Genomic DNA, 13,012 nt, shown 5'->3' with positions numbered 1-13,012 from the left:
GGTCGCCAGACCCATTACAGCGCACAGCTTGGCGCGCTGGCGCCGCTAATGGATTGGACTCGCTATATGGCCGGGTTCTGGGAGAGCCGGTTCGACGATCTCGAGGATCTGCTGCAGAGGATGGATCAATGAACGATATGCCGGCCGGAACGCGCTCCGTTGTCGTCGAGCGCGAGATTCCCCATCCGCCGGAAAAGATCTGGCGGGCACTGACCCAACCGCATCTCATCGAGGAGTGGCTGATGAAGAACAACTTCAAGCCGGTCGTAGACCACCGTTTCGAACTGAGCGCGGACTGGGGCGGTGTCGAGTGCCAGGTCCAGACAGTCGAGCCAAACAAAACGCTTTCCTACACCTGGGACACCAAGGATCTAGAGAGCGTCGTCACATGGACGCTCACCCCGACCAGCGCCGGCACTCGCCTGCGCATGGAGCAGACGGGCTTCCGAACTGACCAGGAGCCGTATTTCCGGGGCGCCACCGTTGGCTGGCCGAGGTTCTTTGCGGCCCTGGAGCAGGTGCTTTCGCGGATCGAGTGAGGGCGGCAATCTCATCCAGATGACGCAGCTGGCGCGCTGGTAAGCCCAGCGTTCATTGGTTCTTTCAGAGGAGGAAGCATTGGACTGGAGCAAGTGGATCAGGCAGTTGCATCGCTGGCTGTCGATCATCTTTACCGTGACCGTCATCGCCAACTTCATCGCCATGGCATTGGGCGAGCCGCCCACCTGGGTGGTCTATTCGCCGCTGCTGCCGCTTTTCCTGCTGTTGTTCAGCGGCCTCTACATGTTCGTGCTGCCCCATGCCGCAAGGTGGCGCGGTGAGCCGGCGCGCGAGCGCGCCGGACCGGCCTGATGGCGAAATCGGCAAAGGTTGCAGCCAGGCCGTCGGAGGAAAAACCCGTCCTGCTTTCGGGCGGCAACCCGCAGATCGCCAAGGGGTATGGTGACGCTCCCGTGCAGGCCTATATCGCGGCGATGCCGGGTTGGAAGAGCGAGCTAGGCCGCCGGCTCGACCAACTCATCATGCAGGCCGTCCCCGACGTGCAGAAGGCCGTCAAATGGAACTCGCCGTTTTACGGCATGGACGGCGAAGGCTGGTTTCTCGGCATTCATTGTTTCACCAGATACGTCAAAGTGGCCTTCTTTCGCGGCATGTCGCTGAAGCCGGTGCCGCCCGGCGAATCCAAGAGCAAGGACACGCGCTATTTTCACATCCATGAGGACGACCAGCTCGACGAAGCGCAATTCGTCTCCTGGGTGAAACAGGCGAGTCAATTGCCTGGCGAACGAATGTAAGCGCATTATCGGTCAGTCACGGTCCGCCCGACGAGGCATCATGGCGGTCCGTCTAGCGGGTGTTGAAGGAGGACACATATGGAGAAAGTCGGCGTGCAGGAAAGCAAGTCTCCTTCCGAGCTGATCGATGGCCGTATCGCGGACTTGGGCGATTGGCGGGGCGAGATGCTCGGCCGGCTGCGCGCCCTGATTAAGGATGCCGATCCGGACGTCACCGAGGAATGGAAGTGGCGCGGCGTGCCGGTCTGGGAGGACGCCGGAATGATCTGCACCGGCGAGACCTACAAGGCCGTCGTCAAGCTGACCTTCGCCAAGGGCGCGGCGCTGCCGGATCCCTTACGCCTCTTCAACTCCAGCCTCGAAGGCAACACAAGGCGCGCCATCGATTTTCGCGAAGGCGAGGAGATCGACCAGGAAGCGTTCAAGACTCTCGTGCGAGCAGCGGTGGCCCTGAACAGGTCCAAGGCCAAACGCTGATCCCAGAAGCGCTTCAGCACCGAACCCGGCATTGCCCTCTAGGCTGCTGCCCCTCCGGCCCACCGCTCCAGCAGGATCGTCGGCTTGTCGTGATAGGTGGTCCGCAGGATTTCGCGATAGCCGTTCTTATCTGCGACCTTGAGCGAGGCGCCATTTTCGGGATCGATGATGCAGACGGTCCTGGCTCGCCCGAACGCCTCGTCACCCCAGGCAACGATGCGCCCGACGACTTCGCTTGCAAGCCCCTGGCCATGCGCACCCGAAGCTAAAGCCCAGCCGGCTTCCGGCACGCCTTCGATCGAGGTCTCGATCTCGCGCTTCAGATCATGGAACCCGGCCTCGCCGAGGAAGCGGCCAGTCGCCTTGTCCTCGATCGCCCAGAACCCATAGCCAAGCAGCGACCACAGCCCGGCATGGCGCAGGAAGCGCATCCAGCTTTCCTCGCGGGTGCGCGGCTTGCCGCCGATGAAGCGGGTGACCCCCGGGTCCGCCCACATCGCGACATAGGTCTCGAAATCGTCGAGCCGATGCGGCCGCAGGACCGTCCGCGCGGTCTCAAGGATCGGCACCCCGGCTTCCCTTGCAATGCTCATCGCGTCCTCTCCTTTGAGCGGCAGCGCTTAGCAAACCTGCACGTTCGAACAAGGGCCAGGATCGCCCGGGGCATCCTCCAGCGACGCAAGTAGATGAGCGCAGTCATGACCGGCTGACATTTCGGCGTGTGGGATTCTCGACAGGCGATGTTAGTCTTCGGACGAAGCTGATTCAGCGATATCGCGGCGCCGTCTGAATACGAGGAAAGATAATGGACACCACCGACCTTCTGCTGGCGATCGTCCATCATCTTCTTGTGTTCTCGCTGGCCGGCATCATTGGCGCCGAGTTCGTGCTGGTGCGCGGCGAGTTGGGGGCGACGACGCTCAAGCGCCTTGTCGGCATCGACCGCCACTACGGCATCATCGCCGCGCTGATCGTCATCGTCGGCATCTGCCGGGTGTTCTTCGGCCTGAAGGGTTGGGAGTTCTACGTCTTCAACTGGGTGTTCTGGGCAAAGATGATGGCCTTCATCATCGTCGGCCTGCTGTCGATCATCCCGACCGTGCGCTTCATCTCCTGGAGCAGGAAGGCAAGCGGCAATCCATCATTCTCGGTCCCGGCGGCGGAGCTCGCCTCGGTGAAGAACTATGTCCGCGCCGAGGGCTTCATCTTCCTGCTCATCCCGATCTTTGCGGCGGCGATGGCGCGCGGCTACGGTTATTAGAATAGAACCGAGGAAGAGCAGGGATCGGGCAGCAACCGGCATGCGCCAACGTACCGTCGTCAGATGACGACATCCCGCGATCCATCATCCGACCCAGATCTTTTCCATCCATCTTGTGGATGGTTTGTAGATAATCGCAGTTTGGCCGTTTGAGTCCGATTGCAATCTGCCAGTCTGCACTAGTTGCTATTACATCACAGCCGTCGCCGAGAGGAATTTCGTGCGGTGGCTGGAGATTCATACTCTGGGAGGAAGTCACAATGAGAAAATTTGTTGCCGCTCTGGCTGCCGCAGCGGCCGTCACGCTTTATCCGTTCGCCGCGGGCGCGCAGTCCTATCCGGAACGCACCATCACCGTTGTGGTGCCGTTTGCGGCCGGCGGCCCGACCGACACGGTCACACGCCTCATCGCCGAAGCCATGTCGAAGGATCTCGGCCAGCAGGTCATCGTCGAGAATGTCGGCGGTGCCGGCGGCACGCTGGGCGCGGGCCGCGTCGCGAAGGCTGACCCGGACGGTTATACGCTGCTCCTCCACCATATCGGCATGGCGACCAGCGCGACGCTGTACCGAAAGCTCGCATACGACACGCTCAACGCCTTCGAATATGTCGGCCTCGTCACCGAGGTGCCAATGACCGTCGTCGGCCGCAAGGACCTTGAGCCGACCGATCTGAAGGGACTGGTCGAGTACGCCAAGGCCAACAAAGACACTGTCACCGTCGCCAATGCCGGGATCGGTGCGGCCTCGCATTTGTGCGGCATGCTGTTCATGAGCGCCATCGGTACGCCGCTGGTCACCGTGCCCTACAAGGGCACCGGCCCGGCCATGACCGATCTTCTGGGCGGCCAGGTCGACATGATGTGCGACCAGACGACCAACACCACCAAGCAGATCCAGGGCGGCACGATCAAGGCCTATGCCGTCACCTCGCCGGAACGCCTCGATGTGCTGCCGGACGTCCCGACGACGACGGAAGGCGGCCTTCCCGAGGTGCAGGTCAGCATCTGGCACGGCCTCTACGCACCAAAGGGTACGCCGGCCGAGATCACCGGACGCCTGTCGAAATCGCTGCAGGTCGCGCTGAAGGATCAGAACGTCGCCGCCCGCTTCGCCGAACTCGGCACCAAGCCGTCGCCCGAAGCCGACGCGACACCGGCGGCACTGAAGGCCAAGCTTGAAAGCGAGATCGGGCGCTGGAAGCCGATCATCGAAGCCGCCGGCCAGTACGCCGACTGAGGTTTTGGACGGGGCGCGATCGGCGCCCCGTTTTTGCTTCGGCCCCGTTTTGCGTTGCAACGGCGCGCCCGATGCGCACCTGAGAGGAACGTGATGAAGCCTTTCGCAATCGACACGACCAACGGCATATGCGCCGCGCTGTTCATCGCCTTCGGCGCATTTTTCGCGCTGCAGTCGCTCGGCCTCGAAATCGGCACCGCCTTCCGCATGGGACCGGGCTATTTCCCGCTGGTCCTGGCGATCGTGCTGCTCCTGCTCGGCGTTATCATCCTCGTCCAGGCTGTGCGCTTCGAGAGCGAGGCGATCGGCCACATTGCGTGGCGCGGCATGCTGCTCATCCTCCCCGCTCCGATCTTCTTCGGCCTGACGGTGCGCGGCCTCGGCTTCATCCCATCGATCTTCCTGACGGCGCTGATCGCATCCTTTGCCAGCGCCCGCATGAAACCGCTGACCGCGCTCGTGTTGTCGGCCGGCCTGACGCTGTTTGCGTCGCTCGTCTTCAGCTACGCACTCGGCCTGCCGTTCCGACGCTTTGGCCCGTGGCTGCCATTGTGAGGAGATGACCATGGAGCTCCTCGCCAACTTGGTGCTCGGCTTTTCGACGGCGACATCGCTGACAAATCTCGGTTTCTGTCTGATCGGCGTCCTTCTCGGCACGCTGATCGGCGTCCTGCCCGGCATCGGCGCCACCGCAACCATCGCCATGCTCTTGCCGATTACGTTCCAGATAGGCGACCCAGTTTCCTCTCTCATCATGCTCGCCGGCATCTATTACGGCGCGCAATATGGCGGCTCCACCACCGCCATTCTCATCAATATGCCCGGCGAATCCTCGTCAGCCGTCACCGCAATCGACGGCTACCAGATGGCCAAGAACGGCCGCGCCGGGGCGGCACTCGCGATCGCGGCGATAGGCTCGTTCTTTGCCGGCACGGTGTCGACCTTCCTGGTCGCCATCTTTGCTCCGCCGCTGACGGCGATGGCGCTGGAATTCGGCGCGGCCGAATACTTTTCGCTGATGGTCGTCGGCCTCGTCTCGTCCGTCGCGCTCGCCCACGGCTCGATAGTCAAGGCGCTGGCCATGGTTGTGCTCGGCCTGCTGCTCGGCATTGTCGGAACCGACATCTATACCGGCACGCCGCGCTTCACGCTCGGCATCACCCAATATGCCGACGGGCTGAATTTCGTCGCGGTAGCGGTCGGCGTCTTCGGCGTCGCCGAGATCCTGCGCAACCTCGAGAACGAGCATGAGCGCTCCGTGCTAATCCGAAGAGTCTCCGGCCTCATGCCGACCCGCGAGGATTTTCGGCGCATGGCCGCGCCCATCATGCGCGGAACGATCATTGGTTCGGCGCTCGGCATCCTGCCGGGAGGCGGCGCGATCCTTGCAGCCTTTGCCTCCTACACGGTCGAAAAGCGCGTATCGAAAAACCCGGGGGAGTTCGGCAAGGGCGCCATCGAAGGGGTCGCCGGGCCGGAATCGGCCAACAATGCCGGCGCGCAGACCTCCTTCATCCCCATGCTGACGCTTGGCATTCCGGCCAATCCGGTAATGGCGCTGATGATCGGCGCGATGATCATCCAGGGCATCGTGCCCGGCCCCAATGTCGCGACCGAACAGCCGGAGCTGTTTTGGGGCATCATCGCCTCAATGTGGATCGGCAACCTGATGCTGATCGTCCTCAACCTGCCGCTGATAGGGCTTTGGGTGAAGCTCCTTACGATCCCTTATTACGTGCTGTTTCCGATCATCATGGCGTTCTGCTCGATCGGCGTCTACAGCGTCAACACCAATGTTTACGACCTCTACGCCGTCGCCTTCTTTGGATTGCTCGGCTACCTCCTGACCAAGCTGCGCTGCGAACCCGCGCCACTGCTGCTCGGCTTTGTGCTCGGCCCGTTGCTTGAGGAAAACTTGCGTCGCGCCATGATTCTGTCGCGTGGCGACCCGAGCACCTTCGTGACGAGACCGATCAGCGCCAGCCTGCTCTTCATCGCACTCGCCGTGCTCGTCATCGTCTTCCTGCCCGCGGTCAAGAAGAAGCGTGAAGAGGTGTTTGTGGAGGAAAATTAAGTCGTTCAATTTCGTTGCGATTTTTGAATTCGGCGTTTTGGCTGCAGGCGCCGTCGGCTGGCGCTATCCGCTACACTCCGCCTAGCTGACACCAATCGCTCGGTCCTCAGTTTCGTCGAGCGGCGCGAGCTCGATCAGCGGCGCCGGCAGGTCGGTGGTCTTTTCCTTGGACTTGCAGATATCGGCGATGACACAGACCGGGCAGTCGGGCTTGCGCGCCTTGCAGACATAGCGGCCATGCAGGATCAGCCAGTGATGGGCGTGCCGCATGTATTCGGCGGGGATGACTTTTATCAGCCCCTGCTCAACCTGTTCCGGCGTTTTGCCGGGCGCCAATCCAATACGATTGCCGATGCGAAAGATATGCGTGTCCACCGCCATCGTGTGCTGGCCGAAGGCGACGTTGAGCACGACATTGGCGGTCTTGCGTCCCACGCCCGGCAGCTTGACCAGCTCGTCCCGATCTTCGGGCACCTTGCCGGCATAGTCGTCGATCAGTGCCTTCGAGAGCGCGACCACGTTCTTGGCCTTGTTGCGCCACAGGCCTATGGTGCGGATGTAGTCGCCGACCTTGGCCTCACCGAGCGCCAGCATCTTGTGCGGTGTATCGGCGACCGAAAACAGCGGCTTCGTTGCCTTGTTGACGCCGGCATCGGTCGCCTGCGCCGACAGCACCACCGCGATCAGAAGAGTGAAGGGATTGACATAGTCGAGCTCACCCTTCGGCTCGGGCCGCTGCACGGAAAAACGCCGAAAAATCTCATGCACCTCGGCGGGCGTGTAAAGCGAGCGCAGCCCGCCCTTCCGGGAGGGCGTCTTTGCTTTTGCACTGCCGCCTGAGGCTGAGGCCGACGGCTTTTTGACGGGGAAGGATTTTTTGGACTTGGGCGGCGCCATTCCCTTCCTATAATATTTCCGTATGAGCGACACAAACGCCTCGTTCGAAGCCGACAAGCCATTCTTCCAAGCCCTGCTGACGCCGCATCGCTCCCTCGGTCGGACCGGCTTTCTGATATTGATGGGCGCCCTGGTGTTCGGCTGGGCGGTCACCGGCGCGATCTTCCTGGCTCATGGCGCATGGCCGGTCTTCGGCTTCTTGGGCCTGGACGTGGTCGCCGTCTACATCGCCTTTCGCGCCAACTACCGGGCGGCCCGCGCCCGTGAGGAAATATCGGTCTCGCGCACCAGGCTTGACATCCGCAAAACGGCGCCGTCGGGCCGCTTCGAGGATCATCGCTTCAACCCGTTCTGGACCCGCTTTTCGATCGCCCGCCATGCCGAGATCGGCATCATCAAAATGGCCGTCGAGGCGCAAGGCGAAAGCGTTTCGATCGGGTCTTTCCTGGATCCCGATTCCCGCGAAAGCTTTGCTGCTGCCTTTTCGCGCGCACTGGCGACCGCCAGGGCGCGTTGAACTAGCACGGCGCTCGGCGCCCTTGCCGTAGGGCGTCATCAGCAAGGTCTGCCTTACCCCGGTAAAATCTATCTTTTCGCCGGCCGTCATCGCCCTTCGGCTCGAAGCCTGCTCGATCTGGGTAGGGGCCGGAGGAAGGCAAGTTTCGGGTGGTGGCAATGCGCGGGAAGACCGATATTCGCGGCCGAGCAGATAGCCATGGGAGATATTGCCATGAACGCCCAGATGACCATGAATACCCGGATGGAACCGTCAGCGATCCTGCAGAACGACATCACGCCCGTGGGCAGCGACTACGAAATCGTGCGCCGCGCCATCGAGAGGATCAGCCTCGACTATCGCGACCAGCCCTCGCTGGAGGTCCTGGCCGAGGCGGTCGGCGAGACGCCGACGGGCCTGCAGAAACTGTTCACGCGCTGGGCCGGCCTGTCGCCCAAGGCCTTTCTGCAGGCGGTGACGCTCGACCATGCGCGCAGGCTGCTTGATTCCGGCATGCCGCTGCTCGAAACCTCGTTCGAGCTCGGCATGTCGGGCCCTGGCCGGCTGCACGACCTCTTCGTCACGCACGAAGCGATGTCGCCCGGCGACTACAAGACCCGCGGCGCCGGCCTGACCATCCGCTACGGCTATCATATCTCGCCCTTCGGCATCGCGTTGATCATGGTCACCGATCGCGGGCTGGCCGGCCTGGCCTTCTGCGACGCCGGCGGCGAGCGGGCCGCCTTCGCAGACATGTCCGGCCGCTGGCCGAACGCAGCTTACGTCGAGGACATGTCGGCCACCCAGCCCTATGCCGCGCGCGTCTTCGATCCGACCAAATGGCGTGCGGACCAGCCGCTGCGCGTGGTGATGATCGGTACCGATTTTCAGCTGCGCGTCTGGGAGGCGCTGCTGCGCATTCCGATGGGCAGGGCCTGCACCTATTCCTCGATTGCGGCAAGCATCGGCGCGCCGAGCGCCAGCCGGGCCGTCGGTGCGGCGGTGGGCGCCAATCCGATGTCCTTCGTGGTTCCTTGCCATCGTGCGCTCGGCAAGTCCGGCGCCCTCACCGGCTACCACTGGGGACTGACGCGCAAGCGCGCCATCCTCGGCTGGGAGGCGGGACAAATCGCGTCCTGAAACTTCGTTTTTTCCGCGCGCCATTGCGAAAAACCGTGGATCTGAATATAGGTAAGTATAATCGAAACAATACATCCGAAATATCGGGAAATGCAACCGGAGACAACCCCCAGGTTTCGCCGGTTGTATTTTGAATTGTTTGCAGTCGTTATCTTGTTTAACGCTAAGTTAACCACGATAAGCGGATGATACCTCTGTATTGAGCCGCATTTTCCGGCTCGAAAGAGGGGTCTCATGAAGTTCTTTCGCGTCGCAATGGCCGCGAGCCTGCTGGCCGTCTGCACCGGCCAGACTGCATCGGCAGCCACCGGAAACGTCCTCTTCAACGGCACTATCACCGCTACCTGCACGGTCACGATCAACTCCAACGGCACCATGACCGTCAGCAGCAATCTTCAGTCGCTGAGCTCTCACAATGCCGGCGGTTCGGCCGGCAGCGCCCAGGTCGATACCACCGGCGGCGTCACGCTCAGCGTCGATCCGGTCACCATCACCACCGTCCCGGCCTCGGACACCACGGCCACGACATGGACCCCGACCTTTGCCACCTCCGGCGCGCAGACCATTGCCGAAACCGGCACAGCGACGGCGCTAACGGTACCGGGCACATCGACCGTCGCGGTCAATCTTGCCGGCACCAAGAGTGGCACGGACCGCTTCTCCGCCGGCAACTACCAGGCAACCGTGACGCTGCGCTGCGAATAGCCCTCTCGCGAAAGGAGCGGTCCTTGAGAACGATTGGAATGCTGGCGGCGGGGCTGATCGCCGTGCTGTCTCCCATTGCCGCGGAGGGCCAGTCGATGACGCCGATGCGGGGCGAGGTCAGGTCCTTCACCGATGCTTTCGCGGTCCGGGTTTTCCCCGGCAACCCCTACGACCAGCGCATACGCGTCGAGATTCATGTCTATGACCAGGATTTTCGGCCGATCGACGCCAGGATCACGCCGAGCGCCTTCGTTCTGGCCGGCCAGGCGTCGCGCCCGGTTCTGGTGGTCGTCCCGTTCGACGGCGCGAACGAGCGTAAAGTGCGTATCTGTACCGAGAGTATCCCCTTTCCAAGCGAGCAGACGCAGATAAGGGCACAGATATGCGGAAAGTTCTTCGGGCATCGCAGGTTCTGACGCTTGCCCTGCTGCCCGCCTTGGCGGTCGCAAGTCAGGGGTATGCTGAGGATATACTGAACCTGAACCAGAACCAGACGGGCTTCACCTTGCCCGGCGTCACCCTGCCCCAGGGCCAGGACGAGGTTCATGCTTCCGACGGCACGACCTGCCGCTCGGCCGTTTCCGGCAGCGGCGCCTATCTGGACGTCGGCGTCATCCGCGGCAACAGCAACAGCCAGTCGAACAGCGACCTCGCCACTTACGGCCGCGTGGTGGTCCCGATCGGGCGGACGCCGAAGCGCGTCGATTGCAGCCGCCTCTACGAACTCGAGGTCGAGCGCCTGCAGCTTGAATTGAAGCTGCTCAAGATGGGTCTCGGCGCCGACGGCCAGACGGGAAGCGTGGCTGCTCCCAATCCCGCGACCGCCTCCGCTGCCGCATCGACTGGATGGGCTAACGAGGGCTGGAGCATCAGAGGCACAACCGGCAATGACAAGAAAAAGAAAAAGAAATAGCCGCGCGCTGATCGCCGCGGTGGCTGCGCTTGCAAGCTTCTCGCTCCCGGCTTCGGCGGCGATCATCGGCACTTGCACCATCATGATCGGCGCCTCGGGAACGATGAAATCGAACCCCGCCATCAATATCTTCGGCTCCAGGCAGGCGGGCGGGTCGAGCGGCGGCGCCACCATCACCGCGAATGCGACGCTATGCACGATCCTCAACCTGCTCGACTGCTATTCCGTCTCGGCACCGGCGCCGATTGTCTTCACGTCCGCGCCGAGCGGCGGCGACACCGACGTCACCTTCGCCACCGTCTTCCGCCTCGATGGCTCAGGCGCGGACATCCCGGGCAGTTCGCCGCAGCGGGTGACCAACGGCACTCACACCATCCAGGTCGATCTCACGGCCACAAAATCGCCGGGCATCTTCCCGGCCGGCAACTACCAGGGCACGGTGACGGTGCGCTGCGAATGATGCTGTGGGCCGGTGCGGCGCACAACCGGCTTGATCTGGCAATAGACGGTCTTTGCGGCTAGCCTCCCGCGCAAGCAACTGCGTAAATGCAAGGACTTGCGGCATCGGCCTTCGATCGAAGGCTCGCCCGCTCGTGCAGGAGGCCTTTCTTGATCATCATCGTCGGCTCGATCAACCTCGACCTGATCGCCAATGTCGACCGTTTGCCTGAACCCGGCGAGACGGTCCGCGGCTCCGGCTTTGCCACCGCTCCCGGCGGCAAAGGCGCCAACCAGGCGCTGGCCGCGGCCCGCGCAGGCGCTGAGGTGCGCATGGTCGGCGCCGTCGGCAAGGACAGCTTTGCCGCCGAAGCGCTGGCGCTGCTGAAGGCCGGCGGTGTCGATCTTTCCGGCGTCGGCGAGAGCTTCGCCTCCACCGGCACAGCGCTCATCCTGGTCGGTGCCGACGGCGAGAATGTGATCGCCGTCGTGCCGGGCGCTAACGATTCTGTACTGCCCGGCGACATCGCCAAGGCGTATCTGAAGAAGGGCGATGTCGTGCTTTTGCAGCACGAGATCCCGCTGCCCACGGTCGAAGCGGCGCTCGATGCAATCCGCGCGGCGGGTGCCGTCAGCGTGCTCAACACCGCGCCTTTCCGCCCCGAGGCGGCCGGCTTTCTCGGCAAGGCCGACTACGCCGTCGCCAACGAGACCGAGTTCGACCTCTATGGCGAGGCGCTGGTGCTCACCGGCCGCGACCGGGAGGCGCGGATGCGCGACTATGCCGAAAAGACAGGCCGCGCCATCGTCGTGACGCTCGGCGGCGACGGCGTGCTGGCCGCCACTCCCGACCATTTCCTCACCGTCCCGGCACTGAAAATAACTCCGGTCGACACGGTCGGCGCAGGCGACACTTTTTGCGGCTATTTGGGCGCCGGCCTGTCGTCCGGCCTCCCGCTCGAACAGGCGCTCACGCGCGCCGCGGCGGCAGGCTCGCTCGCTTGCTTGAAGCCGGGTGCGCAGCCGGCGATTCCGTTGGCGAAGGATGTCGACGCGGCCCTGGCCGCGCGATGACGGCGATGCGCCCGTCGACGAAACATGCTGTGCCGCCGGCCGGCAACATCTGTCGCTTGTCCGCCGTAGAGCTTACCAACGCGATCAGGCAGCGGCGTCTGTCGGTGCGCGAAGTCGTCAGCGCCTTTCTCGACCGCATCGATGCTGTGAACCCGCTGGTCAACGCCATCGTGTCGCTGCGCGAGCGCACCGATATCCTGGCGGAAGCCGACAGGGCGGACGCTCATTTGGCACGGGGCGGCGCGGCCGGATCGCTGTTCGGCCTGCCGATCGCCATCAAGGACCTGGCCCTGACCAAGGGCTTAAGAGCAACCTTCGGCTCGCCGATCTTCGCCGATTTCGTCCCGCAAGAGGACGATCTCTTCGTTGAGCGCCTGCGCGAGGCCGGCGCCATCATCATCGGCAAGACCAATGTTCCGGAATTCGGGCTGGGTTCCAACACCTACAATCCAGTCTTCGGTCCGACGCTCAATGCCTTCGATCCGGCGCTCACCGCCGGCGGCTCGAGCGGCGGCGCGGCCGTGGCGCTGGCGCTCGACATGGTGCCGGTCGCCGACGGCAGCGATTTCGGCGGCTCGCTGCGCAATCCGGCGGCCTACAACAACGTCTATGGCTTCCGCCCCTCGCAAGGGCTGGTGCCGGCCGGCCCCGACATCGATGTCTTCCACGCCCAGATGGGCGTTGAAGGGCCGATGGGCCGGAATGTGCGCGACATCGCGCTGCTGCTCGATGAGCAGGCCGGCTATCATCCGCGGGCGCCATTGTCGCATGACAAGCAGGGCTCGTTCCTCCAGGGTTTGCGAACGAAAGCCCCCGGCGGCCGCGTCGCCTGGCTCGGCGATCTCGGTGGGCACCTGCCGATGGAGCCGGGCGTGCTCGACCTGTGCGAGGCCGCCCTTGCCCGCTTCGCGGATGCCGGGTTCCACAGCGAAACGCTGGCGCCGGATGTCGATTTCGAGGCGCTGTGGCAGGCTTTTGTCACCTTGCGCCAGGCGAGCAGCGGC

The 13,012-nt window shown here is 63.4% G+C and carries 18 protein-coding genes and 1 pseudogene; 17 read left to right on the top strand and 2 right to left on the bottom strand.

Annotated elements, in window-relative coordinates:
- The 5 genes and pseudogenes from EOA32_RS23080 to EOA32_RS23060 all read left to right on the top strand — a co-directional run.
- A pseudogene (locus tag EOA32_RS23080) lies at positions 1–132 on the top strand (transcriptional regulator); the annotation flags it as partial.
- Positions 129–539: an SRPBCC domain-containing protein gene (locus tag EOA32_RS23075; protein ID WP_095783513.1), complete on the top strand. Its 411-nt coding sequence runs from the start codon at positions 129–131 to the stop codon at positions 537–539. The pseudogene EOA32_RS23080 and the gene EOA32_RS23075, both read left to right, overlap by 4 nt.
- Positions 540–618: 79 nt before the next feature.
- Positions 619–852, top strand: a complete 234-nt coding sequence (locus EOA32_RS23070) for a hypothetical protein (protein ID WP_095783514.1) — start codon at positions 619–621, stop codon at positions 850–852.
- Positions 852–1,295 (top strand): DUF1801 domain-containing protein, encoded by a 444-nt coding sequence (locus EOA32_RS23065; RefSeq protein WP_095783515.1) that lies wholly within the window; start codon positions 852–854, stop codon positions 1,293–1,295. Before EOA32_RS23070 ends, EOA32_RS23065 begins: the two co-directional genes overlap by 1 nt.
- A gap of 78 nt (positions 1,296–1,373) precedes the next feature.
- Positions 1,374–1,772 (top strand): DUF1801 domain-containing protein, encoded by a 399-nt coding sequence (locus tag EOA32_RS23060; protein ID WP_128372971.1) that lies wholly within the window; start codon positions 1,374–1,376, stop codon positions 1,770–1,772.
- A 38-nt stretch (positions 1,773–1,810) separates the two neighbouring features.
- On the opposite strand, the gene EOA32_RS23055 is transcribed toward EOA32_RS23060, so the two are convergent.
- Positions 1,811–2,365: a GNAT family N-acetyltransferase gene (locus tag EOA32_RS23055; RefSeq protein WP_128372970.1), complete on the bottom strand. Its 555-nt coding sequence runs from the start codon at positions 2,363–2,365 to the stop codon at positions 1,811–1,813.
- Positions 2,366–2,577: 212 nt separating this feature from the next.
- Here EOA32_RS23055 and EOA32_RS23050 point away from each other — a divergent pair, with 212 nt between their 5' ends.
- The 4 genes from EOA32_RS23050 to EOA32_RS23035 all read left to right on the top strand — a co-directional run bounded on the left by EOA32_RS23050 (position 2,578) and on the right by EOA32_RS23035 (position 6,345).
- Complete coding sequence (locus EOA32_RS23050) at positions 2,578–3,033, top strand: DUF2214 family protein (RefSeq protein ID WP_095778745.1); 456 nt, start codon at positions 2,578–2,580, stop codon at positions 3,031–3,033.
- A 260-nt stretch (positions 3,034–3,293) separates the two neighbouring features.
- Positions 3,294–4,271, top strand: a complete 978-nt coding sequence (locus tag EOA32_RS23045; RefSeq protein WP_095783518.1) for a tripartite tricarboxylate transporter substrate-binding protein — start codon at positions 3,294–3,296, stop codon at positions 4,269–4,271.
- Positions 4,272–4,364: 93 nt separating this feature from the next.
- Positions 4,365–4,826, top strand: a complete 462-nt coding sequence (locus EOA32_RS23040; protein ID WP_067004012.1) for a tripartite tricarboxylate transporter TctB family protein — start codon at positions 4,365–4,367, stop codon at positions 4,824–4,826.
- Positions 4,827–4,836: 10 nt separating this feature from the next.
- A complete protein-coding gene (locus EOA32_RS23035) occupies positions 4,837–6,345 on the top strand; it encodes a tripartite tricarboxylate transporter permease (RefSeq protein WP_095826783.1) in 1,509 nt (502 codons plus the stop codon).
- A gap of 81 nt (positions 6,346–6,426) precedes the next feature.
- On the opposite strand, the gene nth is transcribed toward EOA32_RS23035, so the two are convergent.
- Complete coding sequence (gene nth, locus EOA32_RS23030) at positions 6,427–7,242, bottom strand: endonuclease III (RefSeq protein ID WP_067004014.1); 816 nt, start codon at positions 7,240–7,242, stop codon at positions 6,427–6,429.
- Between the two features lie 22 nt (positions 7,243–7,264).
- Here nth and EOA32_RS23025 point away from each other — a divergent pair, with 22 nt between their 5' ends.
- From EOA32_RS23025 to EOA32_RS22990, 8 genes are all read left to right on the top strand, one after another.
- Positions 7,265–7,759, top strand: coding sequence for a DUF2244 domain-containing protein (locus EOA32_RS23025; RefSeq protein ID WP_095778742.1), 495 nt, complete (start codon positions 7,265–7,267; stop codon positions 7,757–7,759).
- 213 nt (positions 7,760–7,972) lie between these two features.
- Entirely contained in the window at positions 7,973–8,878 is a 906-nt protein-coding gene (locus EOA32_RS23020; protein WP_179295164.1) for a bifunctional helix-turn-helix domain-containing protein/methylated-DNA--[protein]-cysteine S-methyltransferase, read from the top strand.
- 234 nt (positions 8,879–9,112) lie between these two features.
- On the top strand, positions 9,113–9,583 hold the full coding sequence (locus EOA32_RS23015; RefSeq protein WP_095783521.1) for a hypothetical protein: 471 nt from the start codon (positions 9,113–9,115) through the stop codon (positions 9,581–9,583).
- Between the two features lie 38 nt (positions 9,584–9,621).
- Positions 9,622–9,999: a hypothetical protein gene (locus EOA32_RS23010; RefSeq protein WP_128372972.1), complete on the top strand. Its 378-nt coding sequence runs from the start codon at positions 9,622–9,624 to the stop codon at positions 9,997–9,999.
- A complete protein-coding gene (locus tag EOA32_RS23005; protein ID WP_067004024.1) occupies positions 9,966–10,496 on the top strand; it encodes a hypothetical protein in 531 nt (176 codons plus the stop codon). Before EOA32_RS23010 ends, EOA32_RS23005 begins: the two co-directional genes overlap by 34 nt.
- Positions 10,471–10,956, top strand: coding sequence for a hypothetical protein (locus EOA32_RS23000; protein ID WP_128372969.1), 486 nt, complete (start codon positions 10,471–10,473; stop codon positions 10,954–10,956). The genes EOA32_RS23005 and EOA32_RS23000 overlap by 26 nt, the downstream gene beginning before the upstream one ends.
- A 149-nt stretch (positions 10,957–11,105) precedes the next feature.
- A complete protein-coding gene (locus EOA32_RS22995; protein WP_128372968.1) occupies positions 11,106–12,008 on the top strand; it encodes a ribokinase in 903 nt (300 codons plus the stop codon).
- Positions 12,005–13,012: amidase (locus EOA32_RS22990; protein WP_128372967.1), on the top strand; the 1,008-nt coding region annotated here is incomplete at its 3' end. The genes EOA32_RS22995 and EOA32_RS22990, both read left to right, overlap by 4 nt.

The organism is Mesorhizobium sp. M1A.F.Ca.ET.072.01.1.1 (genome assembly GCF_004023325.1).
Classification (GTDB): Bacteria; Pseudomonadota; Alphaproteobacteria; order Rhizobiales; family Rhizobiaceae; genus Mesorhizobium.
This window is presented reverse-complemented; position numbering and strand designations above follow the sequence as displayed.

What these genes read in the sequence shown, in the direction of transcription:
- EOA32_RS23045 (WP_095783518.1), top strand. Translation starts at nt 3,294, where the DNA reads ATGAGAAAATTTGTTGCCGCTCTGGCTGCCGCAGCGGCCGTCACGCTT.
- EOA32_RS23025 (WP_095778742.1), top strand. Translation starts at nt 7,265, where the DNA reads ATGAGCGACACAAACGCCTCGTTCGAAGCCGACAAGCCATTCTTCCAA.
- EOA32_RS23015 (WP_095783521.1), top strand. Translation starts at nt 9,113, where the DNA reads ATGAAGTTCTTTCGCGTCGCAATGGCCGCGAGCCTGCTGGCCGTCTGC.
- EOA32_RS23035 (WP_095826783.1), top strand. Translation starts at nt 4,837, where the DNA reads ATGGAGCTCCTCGCCAACTTGGTGCTCGGCTTTTCGACGGCGACATCG.
- EOA32_RS23005 (WP_067004024.1), top strand. Translation starts at nt 9,966, where the DNA reads ATGCGGAAAGTTCTTCGGGCATCGCAGGTTCTGACGCTTGCCCTGCTG.
- EOA32_RS23040 (WP_067004012.1), top strand. Translation starts at nt 4,365, where the DNA reads ATGAAGCCTTTCGCAATCGACACGACCAACGGCATATGCGCCGCGCTG.
- EOA32_RS23050 (WP_095778745.1), top strand. Translation starts at nt 2,578, where the DNA reads ATGGACACCACCGACCTTCTGCTGGCGATCGTCCATCATCTTCTTGTG.
- nth (WP_067004014.1), bottom strand. Translation starts at nt 7,242, where the DNA reads ATGGCGCCGCCCAAGTCCAAAAAATCCTTCCCCGTCAAAAAGCCGTCG.
- EOA32_RS23065 (WP_095783515.1), top strand. Translation starts at nt 852, where the DNA reads ATGGCGAAATCGGCAAAGGTTGCAGCCAGGCCGTCGGAGGAAAAACCC.
- EOA32_RS23000 (WP_128372969.1), top strand. Translation starts at nt 10,471, where the DNA reads ATGACAAGAAAAAGAAAAAGAAATAGCCGCGCGCTGATCGCCGCGGTG.
- EOA32_RS23060 (WP_128372971.1), top strand. Translation starts at nt 1,374, where the DNA reads ATGGAGAAAGTCGGCGTGCAGGAAAGCAAGTCTCCTTCCGAGCTGATC.
- EOA32_RS23075 (WP_095783513.1), top strand. Translation starts at nt 129, where the DNA reads ATGAACGATATGCCGGCCGGAACGCGCTCCGTTGTCGTCGAGCGCGAG.
- EOA32_RS23055 (WP_128372970.1), bottom strand. Translation starts at nt 2,365, where the DNA reads ATGAGCATTGCAAGGGAAGCCGGGGTGCCGATCCTTGAGACCGCGCGG.
- EOA32_RS23010 (WP_128372972.1), top strand. Translation starts at nt 9,622, where the DNA reads ATGCTGGCGGCGGGGCTGATCGCCGTGCTGTCTCCCATTGCCGCGGAG.
- EOA32_RS23020 (WP_179295164.1), top strand. Translation starts at nt 7,973, where the DNA reads ATGAACGCCCAGATGACCATGAATACCCGGATGGAACCGTCAGCGATC.